This window comes from Streptomyces sp. NPDC001599, from assembly GCF_042893535.1.
In the GTDB taxonomy this organism is placed as follows: Bacteria; Actinomycetota; Actinomycetes; order Streptomycetales; family Streptomycetaceae; genus Streptomyces.
This window is the reverse complement of the sequence record NZ_JBIAVA010000004.1, coordinates 287,509-307,412: the sequence shown is the minus strand read 5'-3', so window position 1 is coordinate 307,412 and position 19,904 is coordinate 287,509. Positions and strand designations below refer to the sequence as shown.

At 72.0% G+C, this 19,904-nt stretch carries 12 protein-coding genes and 1 tRNA gene; 5 read left to right on the top strand and 8 right to left on the bottom strand.

Going from position 1 to position 19,904, the window contains the following annotated elements; genetic code table 11:
* Both frc and ACFYZ3_RS14025 read right to left on the bottom strand, forming a co-directional pair.
* The gene (gene frc, locus ACFYZ3_RS14030) at positions 1 to 1,242 is read right to left on the bottom strand and encodes a formyl-CoA transferase (RefSeq protein ID WP_388516433.1); all 1,242 of its coding nucleotides are present in this window, start codon (positions 1,240 to 1,242) and stop codon (positions 1 to 3) included.
* Between the two features lie 11 nt (positions 1,243 to 1,253).
* Positions 1,254 to 2,936, bottom strand: coding sequence for a thiamine pyrophosphate-binding protein (locus tag ACFYZ3_RS14025; RefSeq protein WP_388516430.1), 1,683 nt, complete (start codon positions 2,934 to 2,936; stop codon positions 1,254 to 1,256).
* Positions 2,937 to 3,079: 143 nt separating this feature from the next.
* On the opposite strand from ACFYZ3_RS14025, the gene sucC reads away from it, so the two are divergent.
* From sucC to ACFYZ3_RS14010, 3 genes are read left to right on the top strand one after another with little or no spacing between them, the layout of a single operon-like run.
* Complete coding sequence (gene sucC, locus ACFYZ3_RS14020; protein WP_388516427.1) at positions 3,080 to 4,231, top strand: ADP-forming succinate--CoA ligase subunit beta; 1,152 nt, start codon at positions 3,080 to 3,082, stop codon at positions 4,229 to 4,231.
* 9 nt (positions 4,232 to 4,240) lie between these two features.
* A complete protein-coding gene (gene sucD, locus ACFYZ3_RS14015; protein ID WP_388516424.1) occupies positions 4,241 to 5,176 on the top strand; it encodes a succinate--CoA ligase subunit alpha in 936 nt (311 codons plus the stop codon).
* Positions 5,173 to 6,735, top strand: coding sequence for an aldehyde dehydrogenase family protein (locus ACFYZ3_RS14010; protein ID WP_388516421.1), 1,563 nt, complete (start codon positions 5,173 to 5,175; stop codon positions 6,733 to 6,735). The genes sucD and ACFYZ3_RS14010 overlap by 4 nt, the downstream gene beginning before the upstream one ends.
* A 31-nt stretch (positions 6,736 to 6,766) precedes the next feature.
* Here ACFYZ3_RS14010 and ACFYZ3_RS14005 read toward each other — a convergent pair whose 3' ends face one another.
* A complete protein-coding gene (locus tag ACFYZ3_RS14005; protein WP_388516418.1) occupies positions 6,767 to 8,098 on the bottom strand; it encodes a DUF2254 domain-containing protein in 1,332 nt (443 codons plus the stop codon).
* A gap of 153 nt (positions 8,099 to 8,251) precedes the next feature.
* Here ACFYZ3_RS14005 and ACFYZ3_RS14000 point away from each other — a divergent pair.
* Together ACFYZ3_RS14000 and fusA are read left to right on the top strand one after the other, a co-directional pair.
* A tRNA-Leu gene (locus ACFYZ3_RS14000) sits at positions 8,252 to 8,336 on the top strand.
* A 356-nt stretch (positions 8,337 to 8,692) separates the two neighbouring features.
* Positions 8,693 to 10,753, top strand: a complete 2,061-nt coding sequence (fusA, locus tag ACFYZ3_RS13995) for an elongation factor G (RefSeq protein ID WP_388516415.1) — start codon at positions 8,693 to 8,695, stop codon at positions 10,751 to 10,753.
* 152 nt (positions 10,754 to 10,905) lie between these two features.
* Here the strand turns inward: fusA and ACFYZ3_RS13990 are convergent, their stop codons facing one another.
* From ACFYZ3_RS13990 to ACFYZ3_RS13970, 5 genes are all read right to left on the bottom strand, one after another.
* On the bottom strand, positions 10,906 to 13,113 hold the full coding sequence (locus ACFYZ3_RS13990; protein WP_388516412.1) for a S1 family peptidase: 2,208 nt from the start codon (positions 13,111 to 13,113) through the stop codon (positions 10,906 to 10,908).
* A 34-nt stretch (positions 13,114 to 13,147) separates the two neighbouring features.
* Entirely contained in the window at positions 13,148 to 13,654 is a 507-nt protein-coding gene (locus ACFYZ3_RS13985) for a hypothetical protein (protein ID WP_388516409.1), read from the bottom strand.
* A gap of 220 nt (positions 13,655 to 13,874) precedes the next feature.
* Positions 13,875 to 14,261 carry a hypothetical protein gene (locus tag ACFYZ3_RS13980; protein ID WP_388516406.1) on the bottom strand — a complete coding sequence of 129 codons (387 nt, stop codon included), beginning with the start codon at positions 14,259 to 14,261 and terminating at the stop codon, positions 13,875 to 13,877.
* Positions 14,261 to 17,704, bottom strand: coding sequence for a hypothetical protein (locus ACFYZ3_RS13975; protein ID WP_388516403.1), 3,444 nt, complete (start codon positions 17,702 to 17,704; stop codon positions 14,261 to 14,263). The genes ACFYZ3_RS13980 and ACFYZ3_RS13975 overlap by 1 nt, the downstream gene beginning before the upstream one ends.
* Positions 17,705 to 18,056: 352 nt before the next feature.
* On the bottom strand, positions 18,057 to 19,865 hold the full coding sequence (locus ACFYZ3_RS13970) for a coagulation factor 5/8 type domain-containing protein (protein ID WP_388516400.1): 1,809 nt from the start codon (positions 19,863 to 19,865) through the stop codon (positions 18,057 to 18,059).
* Positions 19,866 to 19,904: the final 39 nt, after the last annotated feature.

Genomic DNA, 19,904 nt, shown 5'->3' with positions numbered 1-19,904 from the left:
TCAGATCACCCCGCTCGACTTGAGCAGCCGCAGTTCCTCGTCGCCGAGACCCAGCTCGCCGACGTAGACCTCCTCGTTGTGCTCGCCGAGCAGCGGCGAACTGGTCACCTGTACCGGGGAGTCCGAGAGCTTCAGCGGGCTGCCCACGGTCACGAACTCCCCCCGCTCGGGGTGGGGCACGGTGACGACCATCTCGTTGGCGACCAGTGAGTCGTCCTCGATGATCTCCTTCGTGGACAGGATCGGCCCGCACGGGATGTTGTGGGCGTTCAGCCGCTCCAGCACCTCCCACTTGGGCAGGGTGGACGACCACTCCTCGATCAGCTGGAACATCTTGTTCAGCTTCGGCAGCCGGGCCCGCGGGGTCGCCCACTCGGGGTCGTCGGCCAGCTCGGGCCTGCCGATCAGCTCGCTGAGCGGCTGCCAGCCGACCGGCTGGACGATGACGTACACGTAGTCGTTGGGTCCGCCCGGCGCGCACTTGACCGCCCACCCCGGCTGCCCGCCGCCGGACGCGTTCCCGGACCGGGGAACCTCGTCGCCGAAGTCCTCGTTGGGATATTCGGCGAGTGGACCATGGCTCAGGCGCTGCTGGTCGCGCAGCTTCACCCGGCAGAGGTTGAGCACCGCGTGCTGCATGGCCACGTTCACCCGCTGACCACGTCCGGTGTGCTCCCGCTGGTAGAGGGCGGCGAGGATGCCCGCCACGACGTGGACGCCCGTGCCCGAGTCCCCGATCTGGGCCCCCGTCGCCAGCGGCGGCCCGTCCTCGAAACCGGTGGTGGACATCGATCCGCCCATGGCCTGCGCGACGACCTCGTACGCCTTGAACGCGGTGTACGGGCCCTCGCCGAACCCCTTGATGGAGGCATAGACGATCCGTGGATTGATCTCCTTGATGCGGTCCCAGGTGAAGCCCATCCGGTCCACCGCACCGGGGCCGAAGTTCTCGACCATGACGTCCGAGCGGCGGATCAGCTCGGTGAGGATCTCCTTGCCGCGTTCGGTCTTGGTGTTCAGGGTGATGCTCCGCTTGTTGCAGTTGAGCATCGTGAAGTAGAGGGAGTCGACGTCCGGCAGATCGCGCAGCTGCCCGCGCGTGATGTCACCGTGCGGCGCCTCCAGCTTCACGACGTCCGCACCCAGCCAGGCGAGCAGCTGGGTCGCCGACGGACCGGACTGCACGTGCGTCATGTCCAGGACGCGGATGCCCTCGAGAGCCTTCGCAGGCGTGCCTGTCATGGGGGGTCACCTCACTTGTACATCGTCTGGTTCATGGTTCCGGGGGCGTACGCGTCCGGGTCCACCCAGACGTTGATCAGGGACGGCTTGCCGGACTCGCGGGCCCGGCGCAGCGCGGGGCCGATGTCGGCGGGGTCGCGGACCTCCTCGCCGTGGCCGCCCAGCATCCGGGCGAACTCGTCGTAGGGCACGTCGCCGAGCGTGTTGCCGACCCGTTCGCGCTCCTTGCCGTACTTGACGGCCTGGCCGTAGCGGATCTGGTTCATCGAGGAGTTGTTGCCGACGATGCCGACGAAGGGGAGGTCGTAGCGGACGAGGGTCTCGAAGTCCCAGCCGGTGAGCGAGAAGGCGCCGTCGCCGAAGAGGGCGACGACCTCCTTGTCGGGCCGCGCCTGCTTGGCGGCCAGCACGAAGGGGACGCCGACGCCGAGCGTGCCGAGCGGACCCGGGTCCATCCAGTGGCCCGGTGACTTGGGCTGCACGACCTGACCGGAGAAGGTGACGATGTCGCCGCCGTCTCCGATGTAGATCGAGTCCTCGGTGAGGAAGTCGTTGATCTCGCTGACCAGCCGGTACGGGTGGATGGGGGAGGCGTCCGACCTGAGCTGCGGCAGCCGCTTGTCCAGCGCCGTCCGCTCGGCCGCGCGCAGCTCGTCCAGCCACTCCTTGCGCTTCGCCGCGCCCCCGTTGATCCGTCCGGACGCCGCCTCTGTCACCGACTTCAGCACCAGCCCCGCGTCGCCGACGATGCCGAGGTCGATGTCGCGGTTCTTGCCGACGGTGCGGTAGTCGAGGTCGATCTGCACGACGGTCGCGTCCGGCGAGAGCCGCTTGCCGTAGCCCATCCGGAAGTCGAAGGGCGTGCCGACGATCACGATCACGTCGGCGTTGGAGAAGGCGTAGCGGCGGGAGAGCTGGAAGTGGTGCGGGTCGCCGGGCGGCAGGGTGCCGCGGCCGGCGCCGTTCATGTATGCCGGGACGTTGAGCGTGCGGACCAGCTCGACGGCGGCCTCGGTCGCGCGGGTCGTCCACACCTGGCTGCCGAGCAGGACGGCAGGCTTCTCGGCGTGCACCAGCAGGTCGGCGAGCCGCTCGACGGCCTCCGGATCCCCGGCCGACCGGGTGGAGGCGCGGTAGCCTCCGGCCCGCGGCACCCGAGCCCTGTCCGCCGGCACCTTGGCGTCCAGCACGTCGCGCGGGATCTCCAGGAAGGACGGCCCCGGCGCCCCGTGGTAGCACTCGCGGAACGCCATCGACACCATGTCGGCGGCGCGTGCGGTGTCCGGCACGGTCGCCGCGAACTTGGTGATCGGCGTCATCATGTCGACGTGCGGCAGGTCCTGGAGGGACCCCATCTTGTGCTGGGTGTGCGCGCCCTGACCGCCGATCAGCAGCATGGGCGACTCGGCGCGAAACGCGTTGGCGACCCCGGTGACGGCGTCGGTGGTGCCCGGCCCCGCGGTGACCACCGCGCAGCCGGGCTTGCCGGTGATACGGGCGTATCCGTCGGCGGCGTGCGCGGCGACCTGCTCGTGGCGTACGTCGACGACCTCGATGCCCTCGTCGACGCAGCCGTCGTAGATGTCGATGATGTGGCCGCCGCACAGCGTGTAGATGCGGTCGACCCCTTCTGCCTTGAGTGCCTTGGCAACGAGGTGGCCGCCGGAGATGACGTCCTGGGTGTCGTCGGGCATGGCGAAGTCCTGTCCCTTCACGAGGGGTTGGGGCGCTCTCGCGGTACATTGCATACAGTCGACGAATACTGTATGAAGCTTGTTATCCCGCATCCGGTGGGTGGTGTCCAGGGGGCGTGCGGCACTTTCAGTCAGGAGCCGAGATGGACCTGTACGAACACCAGGCAAGGGAACTCTTCGAGGAGCACGGGATCGTGGTCCCGAGGGCCGAGGTCGCCGACTCGCCCGAACGGGCCCGGGAGATCGCCCGCGCACTCGGCGGACGCGCCGTCGTCAAGGCGCAGGTGAAGACCGGCGGGCGCGGCAAGGCGGGCGGAGTGCGGCTCGCCGCCGACCCCGCCGAGGCCGAGGAGGCGGCCCGGGCCATCCTCGGCATGGACATCAAGGGACACCCGGTCGGCAGCGTCATGCTGGCCGAACCCTGCGACATAGAGCGGGAGTTCTACGTCTCCTACGTCCTCGACCGCGCGTCCGGGGGATTCCTCGCCATCGCCTCCGCGGAGGGCGGCATGGAGATCGAGGAGGTCGCCGCCCGGCGGCCCGAGGCCGTGGCCCGCATCCCCGTCGACCCCGCCACGGGCGTGCACACGGCCACCGCGGTACGCATCGCCGACGCCGCGGGCCTGCCCCCGCAGACCGTCGACACCCTGGTGCGGCTGTGGAAGGTACTGGTCCGTGAGGACGCCCTCCTGGTCGAGGTCAACCCGTTGGTCAGGACGGCCGAGGGCAGGATCGTGGCCCTCGACGGCAAGGTCACCCTCGACGACAACGCCCGCTTCCGTCAGTCCCGTTGGGGCGAGGAGAGGCAGGGCGCCGCCGACTCCCTGGAAGCCCGAGCCGGTGCCAAGGGCCTCAACTACGTCAAGCTGGACGGCGAGGTCGGCGTCATCGGCAACGGCGCCGGGCTGGTCATGTCGACACTCGACGTGGTCGCCGGCTGCGGCGCCCGCCCCGCCAACTTCCTCGACATCGGCGGGGGCGCCTCAGCCCGGGTCATGGCCGACGGGCTGTCGGTCGTCCTCTCCGACCCCGACGTGAGGTCCGTCCTCGTCAACGTCTTCGGCGGCATCACCGCCTGCGACGCGGTCGCCGACGGCATCGTCCGCGCCCTCGACGAGGTCCGGCCGACCAAACCGATCGTCGTACGCCTCGACGGCAACAACGCCGCCCGGGGCCGGGCCCTGCTCGACGCCCGCGCGCACCCCCTGGTCGAACAGGCCACCACCATGGACGGCGCCGCCCGCCGTGCCGCCCGACTCGCCACCGCGGCGTCCACCGCCGGACAAGCCGGATAAGGAGACAGGATGCCGATCTACCTCACCAAGGAGAGCAAGGTCCTCGTCCAGGGCATGACCGGAGCCGAGGGCATGAAGCACACCCGCCGCATGCTGGCCGCGGGCACCGACGTCGTCGGCGGCGTCAACCCGCGCAAGGCGGGCCGCAGCGTCGACTTCGACGACCGTGCCGTACCCGTCTTCGGGTCGGTCCGCGAGGGCATCGAACGCACGGGCGCCGACGTCACGGTCGTCTTCGTGCCGCCCGCCTTCGCCAAGGCCGCGGTCGTGGAAGCCGCCGACGCCGGAATCGGCCTCGCGGTCGTCATCACCGAGGGCATCCCCGTGCACGACTCCGTCGCCCTCACCGCGCACGCCCGGGCCAAGGGCACCCGCGTCATCGGCCCCAACTGCCCCGGTCTGATCACCCCCGGCCAGTCCAACGCGGGCATCATCCCGCCCGACATCACCAAACCCGGACGCATCGGCCTGGTCTCCAAGTCGGGCACGCTCACCTACCAACTCATGTACGAACTGCGCGACATCGGCTTCTCCACCTGCGTCGGCATCGGCGGCGACCCGGTCGTCGGCACCAGTCACATCGACTGCCTCACCGCCTTCGAGGACGATCCCGACACCGAGCTGATCGTCCTCATCGGCGAGATCGGCGGCGACGCGGAGGAACGCGCGGCGGCCCACATCCGCGCGCACGTCACCAAGCCCGTCGTCGCCTACATCGCCGGCTTCACCGCACCCGAGGGCCGGACGATGGGCCATGCCGGCGCCATCGTCTCCGGCTCCTCCGGCACGGCACGGGCGAAGAAGGAGGCGCTGGAGGCGGTCGGCGTACGAGTCGGGAGCACACCGACCGAGACGGCACGGCACGTACTCCAGGCACTCGACGTACTCGACGTACCCAAAGGTGCCGCACCGGACGGCGCGGCCCGCGACGGAGCGCGCGCATGACGGCGGCCGGCACTCCGGACACCGAGCCCCTCACCCTGAAGTCCGGCACCTCCTGGGCCGACTCCTGGCGCCGCTGCCGCACCGCCGCCCCCGAGGCGTTCCGCGACGACCGCGTCCTCAACCTCTGGGACGCCGGCTGGCGGGCGGACGGCCGGGTCCTGCCGGCCACCAGCCCGGTCGACGGCACCCCGATCGCCGGCCCGCCCCGGATCGACGCCGCCACGGCCCACCGCGCCGTACGCGCCTCGCTCGACCAGCACCGGGCCTGGCGCCACGTCCCCCTGCCCGAGCGCCGCGCACGCGTCGCGGCCACCCTCGACGCCCTCGCCCAGCACCGCGAACTGCTCGCGCTGCTGCTGGTCTGGGAGATCGGCAAGCCCTGGCGGTCGGCGCGGGCCGACGTCGACCGGGCCGTCGACGGCGTGCGCTGGTACCTCGACGGCATCGAGGACATGCTCGACGGGCGCGCTCCGCTGGACGGCCCGGTGTCCAACATCGCCAGCTGGAACTACCCGATGAGCGTCCTCGTCCACGCCCTGCTGGTCCAGGCCCTGGCGGGCAACGCGGTCATCGCCAAGACCCCCACCGACGGCGGAGTCGCCTGCCTGACCCTGGCCTGCGCACTCGCCGCCCGCGAAGGACTGCCCGTCACCCTCCTCAGCGGCGGCGGCCGAGAGCTGTCCCAGGCACTGGTCCGGGCGCCCGAGATCGGCTGCGTCTCCTTCGTCGGCGGCCGGGACACCGGCGCGGACGTCGCCACCGCCGTCGCCGACCTCGGCAAGCGGCACATCCTCGAACAGGAAGGACTCAACACCTGGGGCATCTGGAACTTCACGGACTGGGACGCGCTCACCCGGGTCGTCCCGAAGCTCTTCGACTACGGCAAGCAACGCTGCACCGCCTACCCGCGCTTCGTCGTCCAGCGGCAGCAGTTCGACGCGTTCCTCGCGGCGTACCTCCCGGCCGTCCGCACACTCCGCGTCGGCCACCCGCTCGCCGTGGCCGCACCGGACGACCCGTACCCGGCGCCGGACTTCGGCCCGGTGATCAACGCGGCGAAGGCCAAGGAGCTCCACGACCAGGTCGCCGAGGCCGTCGACCGGGGCGCCGTCCCGCTGCACCGCGGCAGCGCGGCCGATGCCCGGTTCCTGCCGGGCCAGGACACCTCGGCCTACGTCCAGCCGGTCACCCTGCTCAACCCGCCCCGCTCCTCCCCGCTGCACCACGCGGAACCCTTCGGCCCGGTCGACACCATCGTCCTGGTCGACACCGAGGCCGAGCTGCTCGCCGCGATGAACGCCTCCAACGGCGCCCTGGTGGCCACGCTGTCCACGGACGACCCGGCGACGTACGACAGGCTCGCGCCGCAGATCCGCGCGTTCAAGGTCGGCCACGGCGTGCCGCGCTCGCGCGGGGACCGCGACGAGCTGTTCGGGGGACACGGGGCGTCCTGGCGCGGCGCCTTCGTGGGCGGTGAGCTGCTGGTGCGCGCCGTGACCCGCGGACCGGCGGGGGAGCGGCTGCCGGGGAACTTCCCGGACCACCACCTCATGCCGTAGGGGGTGCCGGCCCGATCCGGCGGGCCCCGGGTCAGCCGATGCCCTGCCGGTCCGGCCGCAGGGCGAAGGCCCGGTCCGCCGGAGTCGGCGCGGTCCGTTCGACGGCCTGCCGCAGCAGCTCGCGGTGGCGCAGCAGCGGTGCGCGCCGCTCCGGCGGCACCAGCAGCAGCAGGTCGTCGAGGCCGGCCACCAGGCGCCGGGTGACCTGCGGCGACCCGGTGGCGCAGGCACGGACCTCGGCGAATCCGAGGTCCACCAGCTCCGCCCAGCCGGGTACGGGCTGCACCAGCCGGAGCGCGCCGCGACGGTCCCGGTGCAGAGCGGCGTCCAGCGGTCGCCGGGACAGCGTGGCCAGGATCTGCACGACCCGGTCCAGCGCCTGCACGGCGGTCGTCGGATCGTTGACCGCGGGCGACAGGGCACGCAACCCGATGTCGGACAGTTGGCGCAGCCCGAACGCCAGGTCCTGGTGGAAGGTGCGCTCCACCCCGACGGACAGGGCGTAGCGCAGCGCCCGGCGCGGCGGAGCCGCCCCGCCGTGCACCGCCAGGACCGGTGTGCCCGGCACCAGGAAGTCGCCGATCCGCGGGACCAGCCGCAGCACCACCCCGTGCCCCCGGGCCACCCGCACCAGCCGGGCGATGTGCACGTCCCGCAGTACGCCGCCCTGCCCGTCGTGGGCGATCCACGCCGTCACGGGCCCGAGCCCGGGCGGCTCGCCGCCGTCCGCCGGCACCGGCATCAGTGCCGCCACCCGGAAGGACTCGGCGGCGATACGGGCGATCACATGGCTGACCCGCATCAGCCGCAGGGTGGCGTTCACGTACATCACGAAGAGCAGCAGACTCAACGCGACCATGGCCAGGGTGAGCACCGACTGCACCAGCGGGACGGACGTGGCGGTGCGGGGATCGGCATTGCTGTCGTAGCTGGTCAGGACGAGCAGCGTCAGGACGAAGGTGGCGAGGAAGACGGCGAAGGTCGCCTTGGTGATCCGGCTGCGGACGAAGAGCCGCACCACCCGCGGGGTGAACTGCCCGCCGGCCATCTGCACGGCGACCAGGGAGATGCTGAACACCACACCGATGAAGGTCATCATCGCCGAGCCGACCGCCGACACCACCGTCTTCGCGTCGTCCGCGAAGCGCAGCAGTTCGGCGAGCGTGTCGTAGTCGCCCTCGTCCTGCAGTGAACGGACGAGGGCCGCGTCGAGCTCCTGGGCCACGAGCCAGACCACGAAGACGCCCGCCATCGCCGCGGTGGGCGCGAACCAGAACGTGTCCCGCAGATGCTCCCTGAGCGGCGACAACGGCCGGGGCCGACGGCGCGGGAGCGGGCCCTGCGTAACCATCCAGTCACTCATGGTGCGACCCTAGGCGCAGCGGAGCCGCCGGTCCCGGACCGCCGCCCAGGGGAAGAGCGGGGGAAGGAAACGCAGGTGAAAGGCACCGCGAAACCTTGGTATGGTTGTCCATGTCGCCGCGGGGGACCACCTCCGCACCGCGACAGACACCTGGTCCGGGTGGCGGAATGGCAGACGCGCTAGCTTGAGGTGCTAGTGCCCTTTATCGGGCGTGGGGGTTCAAGTCCCCCCTCGGACACAAGATCGAGCAGAGCACGATGCCGGTCGGGAGAGATCCCGGTCGGCATTTCGCGTTTCCGGAGGAAAAAACCCGGTGCGGCGCCGGGCCCGGCCTCCCTACACTCACCACGACACACCGGGATCGTGACCGAGCGAGGGGAGCAGGGCCGTGCGCATCCGCACCGCTGCCGTCGTCTCCCCGTCCCGCTACGAGGTGATCCTGGTGTCTTCGGCCGTCCGGTGCCCGCTGCGCGGCCGGCACCGGATGCCCGCGACGCACATCTGACAGCCCACGCCCCTCGCCCGGAGCGTCCGGCGCGTGCGTCCGGGGAGATCGCGCTGCCCTTTTCCGGTTCCTCCGAAAGGCTTCGGGCCATGCGCACCAACCCGCTCACCACCGTCCGCAACCTGGGCATCCTCGCCCATGTCGACGCCGGGAAGACCACCGTCACCGAGCGGATCCTCTACCTCACCGGTACCACCCACAAGCGCGGCGAGGTCCACGACGGCACCACCGTCACCGACTTCGACCCGCAGGAACGTGACCGCGGCATCACCATCTTCGCCGCGGCCGTCAGCTGCTCCTGGGCGGGCCACCGGATCAATCTCATCGACACCCCGGGGCACGTCGACTTCGCCGACGAGGTCGAACGCTCCCTGCGCGTGCTGGACGGCGCGGTCGCCGTCTTCGACGCGGTCGCGGGGGTGGAACCGCAGAGCGAGTCCGTGTGGCGGCAGGCCGACCGGCACGGCGTTCCCAGGATCGCGTTCGTCAACAAGATGGACCGGGCGGGCGCCGACCTCGACACCGCCGTCGCCTCGATCCGCGAGCGGCTGCACCCCGTACCCCTGGTGGTGCAGTTGCCCATCGGCACGGAGGACGGCTTCACCGGCGTCGTCGACCTGCCGCGCATGCGCGCCCTCGTATGGGCCGACGGCGCGGACACGGCCGAGGAGGGTCCGGTGCCCGACGCCCTGCGCGAGGAGGCCGCCCGCAGACGGCGGCTGCTGGAGGAGGCGGTCGCCGAACGCCACCCGGGCGCGCTGGAGGAGTTCTGCGACCGGGAGACGCTCACCGCGGCCACCCTCACCGGCGCCCTGCGCGACCTGACCCGCACCGGCGACGGCGTGGTCGTGCTGTGCGGCTCCGCCTACCGCAACCGCGGTGTCGAACCGCTGCTGGACGCCGTGGTGGCGTACCTGCCCTCGCCGCTGGACGTGCCCGGGGTGCGCGGCACCCACGACGGCACGGAGCAGGAGCGGCCCGCCGACCCGGCGGCGCCGATGGCGGCACTGGCGTTCAAGGTGAACGCCACCCCGACGGGACGGCTGACGTACCTGAGGGTGTACTCGGGCACGATCGAGAAGGGAGACAGCGTGTGGGACGCGGGCACGCGCCGCACCGAGCGCATCGGCCGCATCCTGCGGGTACGGGCCGACCGGCACGACCCGCTGGAGCGCGCGGTAGCCGGGGACATCGTCGCCGTGGTCGGGCTGAAGACGGCCCGCGCCGGCTCGACCCTGTGCGCACCGGGCGCCCCCCTGCTCCTGGAACCCCCGGGCGTGGCCGAACCGGTCGTGCACGTGGCCGTGGAGGCCCGGCGTTCCACCGACACCGACCGGCTGGCGTCCGCGCTCGCCCGGCTGACCGAGGAGGACCCCTCACTGGCCGTGCGGACCGACCCGGAGACCGGGCAGACGGTGCTGTCGGGCATGGGTGAACTGCACCTGGAGGTCGCGGTGGAGCGCGTCCGGCGCGAGCACGGGCTGGAGATCACGGTCGGCCGCCCCGGCGTGGCGTACCGCGAGACCGTCGGCGAAGGCGTCACCGGCTTCGTCCACCGGCACGTCAAACAGGACGGCGGCGCCGGGCAGTTCGCGCACATCGTGCTCGACGTGGAGCCCTGGGAGGAGGATGCGGACGAGGACGGCGCGGGCGGCGGTTTCGTGTTCCGTTCGACGGTCGTCGGCGGACGCGTGCCGCAGGAGTACGTCCGGGCCGTCGAGGCGGGCTGCCGGGACGCCCTCGCCGAGGGTCCGCTGGGCGGCCACCCGGTGACCGGCCTCAGGGTCACGCTCACCGACGGCCAGACCCATGTGAAGGACTCCTCGGACACGGCCTTCCGCGCCGCCGGCCGGTTCGGTCTCCGCGACGCCCTGCGCGCCTCGGGGACGGTCCTGCTCGAACCGGTCGTGGAGGTCACGGTCACCGTGCCCGAGGACGGTGTCGGCGGCGTGCTCGGTGACCTCGCCGCGCGCCGCGGCCGGGTCACCGGTTCCGACACCCGGGGCGGCGCGGCGGTGGTCACGGCCACGGTCCCGCTGGCCGAGCTGTTCGGCTACGCGACCCGGCTGCGCAGCCGCACCCAGGGCCGGGGCACCTTCACCGCCCGGCCGACCGGTTACGCGCCGGCACCGGCGGCGGTCGCGCGGTAGGCGTGCCGGGCGGCCCTGCCCACCCGGGGCCGCCGCACAGCACTCGGCCCCGCCGGACCGAAGTCCGGCGGGGCCGAGAGGAACCTGCCGCCTAATCGGCCGAGGGCGTCACCGGGTGGCCCCCGGGCGCTCAGGTCGTACGGCGGCAGCCACTACCGCGCCGCGTACCCGAAGTAGCTGCCGTTGGTCGGGAGTCCGCCCTGGCCCGGCTGGTACGTGGTCGCGGGGCGGCTCGTACCGCCCGGCACGACGTTCGGGAAGGGCAGGACGTGCAGGGCCCCCGTGGCCGCGGGGCCGTAGGGCATACCGGCGTAGAGGTTCCGCGGGGTGAAGTGGATGCTCGTGCCCAGCCTCTCGTTCGCGCCCGGGGTCCCCGGGACGCCGTCGCCGTCGCCGGCCTCGATCCACAGGTCGTTGGCGCCTGCCGAGCCCATCAGCGAGAAGGTGTGGATGGCGCCGGCGTCGGCAGCACCCGCGAGGTCCTCACCGGGTACGCCCACGGCGACCTTCAGGGTGTCGGCCGAACCGACCTCCCGCGGGGCGGTGTTGACCGCGCTGAGGGACGCGCCCACGGAGTCGCCGGCCTCGATCGTGCCGGAGCGGTCGTCGGTGCTGGAGCCCTGGTTGAGCGCGTGCAGGTAGTCCCAGGTGCCGTTGGCCGCGATGTGCACGAGCATGACGTTGCCCGCGCCCGCCTGCTGCGCGGCGCCGGTCTCGGCCGCCAGGGCCTCGCCGGGCGCGCCGATCGCGAGGATCGAGTCGGTGGCCGTGGCCGCACCGGACGGGCGGTAGGCGACCAGTGCCAGGGCCTGGCCGAACTTGTCACCGGCCTCGGCGCTGCCGCTGATCTTCTCGTTGTCCTGGTCCATGCCCGTGACCACGGTGGGCCGTCCGTCGGCGTCCAGCTTGTGGCTGAGCACGGTCAGGTTGCCCGCGTTCGCGTCGCTGCCGATGGCGTCATTGGGAGCGCCGATGGCGATGAAGTTGGAGTCGCCCGCGACGGACGTGCCGAAGGCGTCGTTCGCCTCGGCCGCACCGGGGACGTTCGAAGAGTCCTGGTTGATGCTGATGCTGGTGTCGCCGTGCACGTAGAAGGCCCCGCCCGCCTTGGTGAGCGAGCCGAGCGCCTCGCCCGGCGCGCCGACCAGGATCCACGGCTCGCCCGCGGCGGTGGTGCCCGCGGCGAGGGAGGCGCCCATCCGGTCGCCGCTCTCGGGCGCGGCGGTGCCGATGGAACCGTTGCCCGAGCCCTGCTCGAAGTGGCGGGAGGCGGGGCCGCTGCCGAGGCCGTTCCTGCCGCCGAACAGGATGTCGAAGAAGCCGGCGTCGACCGCGCTGCCGACGTTCTCCTCGGACGCGGTGACGACGAGGTCGGTGTAGCCGTCCTCGTTGTAATCGACGGTCGCGAGGTGGTTGCCGAAGTGGTCCCCGGCCTCGGCGCCGCCGGTCACCCAGTCGAGGTCCTGGGTGATCTCCGCGGTGCCCTTGCCGCCGCCGTGGACGACACGGACGAGACCCGCGGTGGTGTCACCGCCGACCGTGGCCATCGGGTCGCCGACGGCGATGTCCTCGACGGCGTCGCCGTTGAAGTCGACGATGCGGGTGGCGCCGGCCTTCTCGGCGACCCAGGAGGCGAGGTCGTCGACGCGCGCGATGACGCCCGCGGTGGAGGTCTGGGCCTCGTCGACACCGAGGCAGCCGCCCTGGAAGGACTGGCTGTTGAGGCCGACGAGCTTGCCGCCGGAGACGACCGGGCCGCCGGTGTCGCCCATGCAGGCGGCCGCGCCGTCCTTGCCGGTGACGCCCGCGGAGGTGGCCGCCGTGGAGTCGACGGTGTAGGTGCCGGTGTGCAGCTCGAGCGGCGCCCAGACGGTGTCCGTACGGCCGTATCCGGCGAACGTCAGCTCCGCGCCGGCCGTGGGCGCGGTGGTGGCCAGCTGAGCCGGGGTCACGTTGGTGACGGGCCGGTTGAGGCGGGCCAGGACCACATCGCGGTCCGTGCGCGGCACGATCTCGACGACGCGGCGCTCGGCACCCTGCGTGCCGGAGAGATCGGAGCGGCCGATGACGGCGGTGGTCGCCTTGGCGGGGACGCCGGCCGGGACGGCGAGCGAGGCGGCCGGGTCCTCGGCGAAGCAGCTGGCCGCGGTGAGCAGCCATTCGGCGTCGACGAGCACCGCCGAGCAGCCGCGGTCGTGGGCGCCGACGGTGATCTGCGCGGTGTAGGCGTAGGTGGTGTCCGAGTCGGCGACCGGTGTGCCGCCGGTGACCGCGACGGCGGCCGCAGTGCTCAGCGCCAGTGACCCGGCGACCAGGGCCGCGCCGAGCACGGCCGACCGGGAACGTCTGATGGAAGACATACGAGTGGGTTCCTCAATCACAGCGGTAAGCCGACTAGTTGCTGACGCGGATCTCGACCAGGACGTGCTCGCGGCCGTCGACGGACTCGCCGACGCCCTTCCACGTGTCCGCGGGGATGTCGTACTCGACCTGGTCGCCCTCGGCGGTCATCTCCAGGTGGGTGTTGGTGGAGTCGTCCGTCTTCACCCCGTGCACCGCGGGCAGTTCGAGGGTCAGGTAGCCCTCGTCGGCGGTGACCTCGAAGCAGACGTCCTCGTGGTCGCGCGCGAGGAACTGCAGGAGGTTGCCCCCGCCGGCGCAGTCGGCCAGCACGATGTGGCCGTCGCCGCGCTTGAGGACGATGTTCTGCTCGGCCAGGATCTTGTCGGCGTTCGGGTAGTTGTAGTCCTCGACGGCGTAGCCGGGCGCGGCCTCGGCGACGGCCTCGGTCGCGGAACCGGCGGCGGTACCCGCGTCGCCCTGGGCGAGCACGGCCCATGCCAGGGCACCGGCGGTGGCGGCCGCGCCCAGCACGCGCACGAATGAGCTGCGTATCTTCATCACAGTCCTAGAGTCGACATTCTTTGGGTTGGAGCTCTTTGTCGAAGCGGGCATTCGGCACGCTCGTCCAAAGGGGTGCGGTGAGCTTTCACCACGCCTTCGTAATGGCTCGCAATGCGGCCCGACGAGAGGCGTCCGGAAAGAAGGGGGGAAGGGGGTAAGGGCGCGAAGGGAAGCTCCGCGTCCTTACCGCCCTGTGCTGTCAGGTCATAGAGCTGTTTCAGCTCTTCTTGTTGAGCTTCTGCGTGATCGGTCCGTCCGGATCGGACCGGAAGTACAGCGTGTCCTGATCGTCCACGTACAGCTGGATTCCGCCGAGCTTGCCGAGCCCGCCGTCCTCGATGCCCAGGTAGACGAAATCGTCCGAGTCACCCGGATCCTCGTAGTCCCAGCTGCCGCTGAAGTCGGCCGGATCCGAGCCGTCGCTCGTCGTCACGCGGGTGGCCGAGAACGTGCCGTCCTTCGAGAGCTCGATCTGCCCGCCCTCGTCGTTGCGGTACACGCCGGGCAGCTTCCCCGGGTCGACCGGACCCGAGCACCCCGCGACGAGCACCGCGGACGCGGCGAGCACGGCGCAGAGCCACCGCCCGCTTGCCCTCGTACGCATCACGGGCCGAGCGTGACGTTGAACTCGATCACCTGGCTCTTGGGCGACATCGGCCCCTCGTCACCGACGACCTTGTCGATGAAGGCACCGACGGTGTCGCTCCACCAGTCGGTGTAGCCGATGACCGGCGGGTGCGTCGCCGACTCGATGTCGGATTCGTTGTACGCGGTGTAACGCCAGGTGACCGAGCCGTCCGCGTTCTCCCGGATGGGAGTCATACGGACCTGGTGCGAGCCCAGGAACGTGTAGGCGAGGTTGCCGGTGAGGCCCGCCGTGGTGAGCGTGCCGTAGTCCGTGAGGTACTTCCCGGCACCGTCGAAACCGGAGAGCGAGTAGTCGTACTTGTAGGGGTGGCCCAGTTCGTACTTGCCGGTGCGCTGCCACTCCCTGAGGAAGTAGTCCAGGACCTTCTGCGTGTGCGAGTGGTCGCGGTAGATGCCGGTGAACTCGTCGTTCGGACCGAAACACTGCGTCCGGGCGCCGGTGCCGGTGAGCCAGCTCCACCCCAGCTCCCAGGGGTTGGTGCTGTTGCTGTGCTCGATCGGGTCGCCGTACGGCGTCAGACAGCTCTCGGCGCCGTCGGGAAGGGCGTTCTCGCCGTCGATCGGCACCTTCGAGTTGTTGATCGCTTCCTGGATCGCCTGCTGGATCGCGGCCTGGATGACCAGGATCCGCGCCTCGGTGGCGGCGGCGGCCGCCTCGGCGAAGGACTTGCCCGCCGCGAGCTCCGCCTGCCGCGCGACGGTCGCGGAACGCTGCGCGTCCAGGGCGTAGGAGGCGGCGGTCTCGGCGGAGCGTACGGCCCGGCTCGCCGCGTCCCGCGCCACGCTGCTCGCCCTGCGGGCGGCCGCGGCCGCGTTCGCCGCGGTCTGCGCCGACTTGGCGGCGGCGGCCGCGGAGGCTTCGGCGGCCTCCGCGTTCTGGCGGGCCTCCTCCGCGGAGGCCTTGGCGTCGGCCGCCCAGCCCTCGGCCTTGTCGGCCCACTCGGTGGCCTCCTCGGCGGCCTGCCGGGCGACGGCCGCGGCCTCGGAGGCGCGTGCCGCGTCCTCGAGCGCGTCCTGCGCGATCTTCGCCGCCCGTGCGATCGCCGCACGGATCGCGCTGATGTGCGTGGCGTGGTCGTGGTCGATGCGCGCGAACTCGTGCTGCGTCGTGCCGATGAACTGGCGCAGCATGTGGGTGTCGCCTTCGAGGGCGACCTTCGCCGCGGCCTGTACGTACGGGCCGCCGGACTCCAGGAGCGTGGTGGCCGCCACCCGGTCGTCCTCGTGGACGGCCGCGGCGCGCTCCACGTGCAGGAAGGTGTGCAGGGCCTCGGCGGAGCCGTCCGTCAGGGCGGCCTCGGCGGCACGCCGTACGGCGGTACCGGTGGAGTCGTTCGCGAGGAGCGTGGTGACCTCGACCTCGTTGTCGTCCCTGGCCGCCTCGACCGCGCCCTTCTCCAGGAAGGTCCTGATGGCGGCGGCGTCCTCGGTCCGCAGCGCCGCCACGGCGGCCTCGGCCACGTTCTGCGTGGAGATCGCGGCGGTGGCCGCGGTGTTCTCCGCGTTGTCCTGCTGCAGTGCGAGGACCCGGTCGGCCTCGATCCAGCGCAGTACGTCCTCGTCCGAGCCGGCCAGCGCGAACTCGGCGGCCTCGCGGGTCCACGTGCCGGACCGGTCCAGAAGCAGGACGGCGGCCTGCCGGCCCTTGTCCACGGCCTCCCCGGTCCGGCCGGCGGCGAGCGCCGCCTCCATCGCGGTGATCAGCGCGACCAGTTCGTCGGACAGCCGCGCCTCCTGCGTGCGCTCCCGGTTGGCCCGCTCCAGACGGTCGGTCTCCTCCTTCCGCTGCTGCCTGGCGACCTCGATCGCTTCCTCGGTCTCCTCGTCCAGCCGGGCGATCTCGGCCTCACGGGCCTCCTTCTCGACCTCCCGCGCCTCGGTGACCGCGTCGTACGCCTTGTTCGCGGCTTCCACGGCGGCGTTCGCGGCGGCGGTGGAGCGGTTGGCGTAGTCCACGGCTTCGCCGGCGTGCCGGTACGCCTCCTCGGCGGCATCGGCCGCCTTCTCGGCGTGGTCGGCCGCGCTGTCGGCGGCGGCGGACGCGGTACGCGCGGCGGCGGCAGACCTGTGGGACAGGGCCGAGGCCCGGCTCGCGGCCGCCGTGGCCCGGCCGGCGGCGGCCTCCGCGATCGCGGCCTGGCGCTGCGCCTCGGCGGCCTGGGACTGCGCGGCACCGGCGGACACGGCGGCGTCGGCCGAAGCGCGGGCGGCGGCGGCCGAGTCGACCGCGGCACCCGCGGCGGCGTTGCCCGCGGCCTCGGCCGCGTCGGAGGCGAGGGCCGCGAGCTTGGCCTTCGCGGCCACGGTGCGCACCCAGTCGACCATGACCCGCGCGGCCTTCGCCGCCTGGTTGGCGGCCTCGGCCATGTTCGCGTTCTTGGAGGCGCTGATCGCGGCGTGGTAGGCACGCGATGCGGCGCGCCCGGCGGCAGCGGCCGCCGCTGCGGCGGCGTTGGCCGCGGCCACGGAGCGCCGGGCCGCGGCCTGCGCGGTACGCGAGGCGGACACCGCGGTCGACGCGGCGGCCGCGGCCCCCTGGGCGGCCCGCGCCGCCTTGTTCGCGGCCCTGGCCGAGCGCTGCACGTCCTGCTCGGCGGCCTGCGCCTCGGCCTTCGCCTCCAGCGCGGCGGCCTTGGCCTTCCCGGCGGCCTCGACCGCCTGCTGGGACAGCTCGACCGCCTCGTCGGTCTTGAGCTCGGCGCGCCGCCCCTCCGACTCCACGATCTTGACCAGCTGCTGGATCTCCGCCGACTCCTCGTCCCGCGCCCGGGCGATGTACTGCCCCGTCGTCAGGAACCACTGGATCGCCCGCGGCGATCCGTCGTCGAGCGCCCGCTCCGCGTACTCGCGCACCTGCGGCGAGGCGGTCACGAGGATGGAGGTCACCTGGACGCGCTGGTCCTCGTCGTGCGCGTCGTACTGACCGGTGCTGAGGAAGTCCCGCAGCGCGAAGTCCGTACCGGTCGCGAGCGCTTCGGAGGACTCACGCTTCACGGCCTTGCCGCCATGCGCGTTGACCGTGGTCACGGCCACTTCGAGGTCCTCGTGCACCGCCGAGTCGAAGCCGCCCCGCAGATAGGCGGCGACCGCCGCCTCCCCGCCGGACAGCGCCTGCCCGATCCCGGCACGCGTCGCCTTGCCCGCGCTGACCAGGGCCTCGGTGAGAGTGAACCGGTTGTCCTCGGCCGTGGCCGCCGGCAGCCTCTCGCCGAGGAAGGCGGTCACGTCGTCCGCGCTGCCCACGAGCGCCGCCGCCGCGGCCGTGCGCACCGCGCGGCCGCCGGTCCGGTACGCCTGCACGACCTTGCCGCGGTCGGTGTCGGGCAGCCCCGTACCCCCGTCGGGCTCCGCCGTGTCCGCCGCGTACGCGGGGCCGGACCCGAACAGCCCCAGGGGCACCGCGGTACCTGCCGCGATTCCGCCGAAAATGCCCAGTGACTGACGTCTGCTGAATACCCGTGGTGATGGTGACACCAAGACTCCCTTCTCGGACAACACGAGGGGAAATCTCGCCGCTCCCCCTGCGGTTCAAGTGCTCTATCGAAGCGGGGGATTGACTACCCGTCCAATGCAGAAAACGGGCAGAAATTGGGTAATCCGCGAGCGTGCACCGTGATGTGTGTCACGACCCGAAATGGTTGTAGCGATCTTGGTAACGAATTGATGGAGAGCGAATTGGATGGCCGCCCCGTACGACGACGTCGGCCTTCAAGGCCACCACCGGGTCTTGAAGGCCGACGTCAGGTGCACCTCAGGGGTACTGCACCACCTTCGACGGCACGGTGTCCGTGCCCGACGTGGGTGAACCCGTGTCGTTGATGACGCACTCGTACTGCCCGTTGCCGCCGAGCGACACCACGAGCAGCCCGTGGAAGCGCACCCCGGAACGGTTCGGGGCGGCGAAGCCGTGGTGCTGCACGATGGAAGGGTTCACGTTGTAGTAGCAGTAGCTGCCCAGGCCCCAGCCCTCGTGCTCGGTGACGTCGTCGCCGACCTTGTAGGCGGCGTAGCCCTTGACCGAGCCGTTCTGGATCGCGGCCTGGTCCGGGGCGTCGTACGCCTTCTCGTTCTGGAAGAAGACGGTGCGGCCCCGCTCGCCGTTCCACTGCACGTCGTACTTGTTGAAGTGCTCCACGAACAGGCCGGTGATCAGAACGTCGTCGCCGTTGACCACCACGCCGTAGTCGGCGCGGTTGGTCTCCCAGCCGACGCCGTCGCCGTGGTCGGCGCGCCACACCCAGGTGTGGTCGACGATGGTGTGCCGGCTGTTGACGACCAGGCTCGTGGTCGCCTTGCCGGGGCCCGCGCCGCCGATCCGGACGAACACGTCCTGCACGGTGGTCGGGTTGGCCGAGTGGTCCGCGGACGCCCCCTCGGGCCCGACCTCCAGCAGGGTCGCGGAGTTCACCGGACCGGCGTCCACGAGGAACCCGGCCAGTCGGACGCCGTCCACGTCGGCGACCTTCAGCGCGGTGACGCCGTTGTCGGGAATGAGCGTGGCGTAGCCGAGGCCGAGGACGACCGTGCCCGCCCGCTTCACGTCCAGGGTCCGGTCGAGGTGGTAGATCCCCGGCGTCAGCAGCAGGTGCAGGCCCTCCTCCAGTGCCTGGTTCAGGGTGGCCGCCGAGTCGGCGGGCTTGGCCACGTAGAACTGGGTCAACGGCAGGGAGGTGCCGCGCGGGGTGCCGTTGCCCCAGGAGACGCCGCGGGCGTCGGTGCGCTTCTCCGGCAGGAAGACGCGGTACTCGTCGCCGTCGAGGTACAGGAACGGCTTCTCCCGGGAGACGGGCGTCGTCTCCAGGGTCGTGTACGGCGGTTCGGGGAAGCTCTGCGCGGGCGCGCCCTCCACACCGGAGAACACCATGTTCCACACGGCGTTGAGCCAGCCGCCGACCGAGCTGTCCCGGGTGTACCACTGCTGCTGGGAGTACGGGCCGACCGTGCCGTCGATCCGGCTGTCGGCGATGTAGCCGCCGCTGGCCCAGCCGTAGCCGTCGGGGGCGAGGTTGAGGCCGCCGCGCACGTGCATGCGCCGGAAGGGCGCCGCCTGCGAGACCGCCCAGCGGTTGGTGCCGCTGACCGGGACCAGCGCGAGGTTCTCCGCCGAACGCCAGAAGTTCTGCGTGGCGTTGCCGTCGAACCAGCCGGCGTCGACCGTGACGTCACCGTTGATGGTGGTGTCGTCGGGGGAGAGACCGAGGCCCGCGATCGAGGTGTAGAAGCCGAGCTGGGCGTTGAGGCCGCTGTAGGTGCCGGGCTTGAACAGCAGCGCGTAGCGGCCGGTGCCGAACTGGGCGGACTCCTGCTGCTTGAAGATCTCGTCCAGCCTGCCCTGGATGTTCGCCGTGGACGGGTCGAAGACGATGACGTTCGGCCCGAGGTCGCCACCGCCGGGCAGGGCACGAGGGCCGTCGGGGGAGTCGGCGGCGGCGGTTCCCGCGCCGGCGAGTGAGGCCAGCACGGGTGCCGCGGCGGCCGCCGCGAGGAGGCTGCGGCGCCGTACCCCGGAGGGCTCGGGCGCGGCGGAGGGCGTGGGGGAGGGTGTGGGGGAAGAGGGCATGCGGGCGGCTCTCCTTGTTCGGAAAGTGAACGAAGTGGG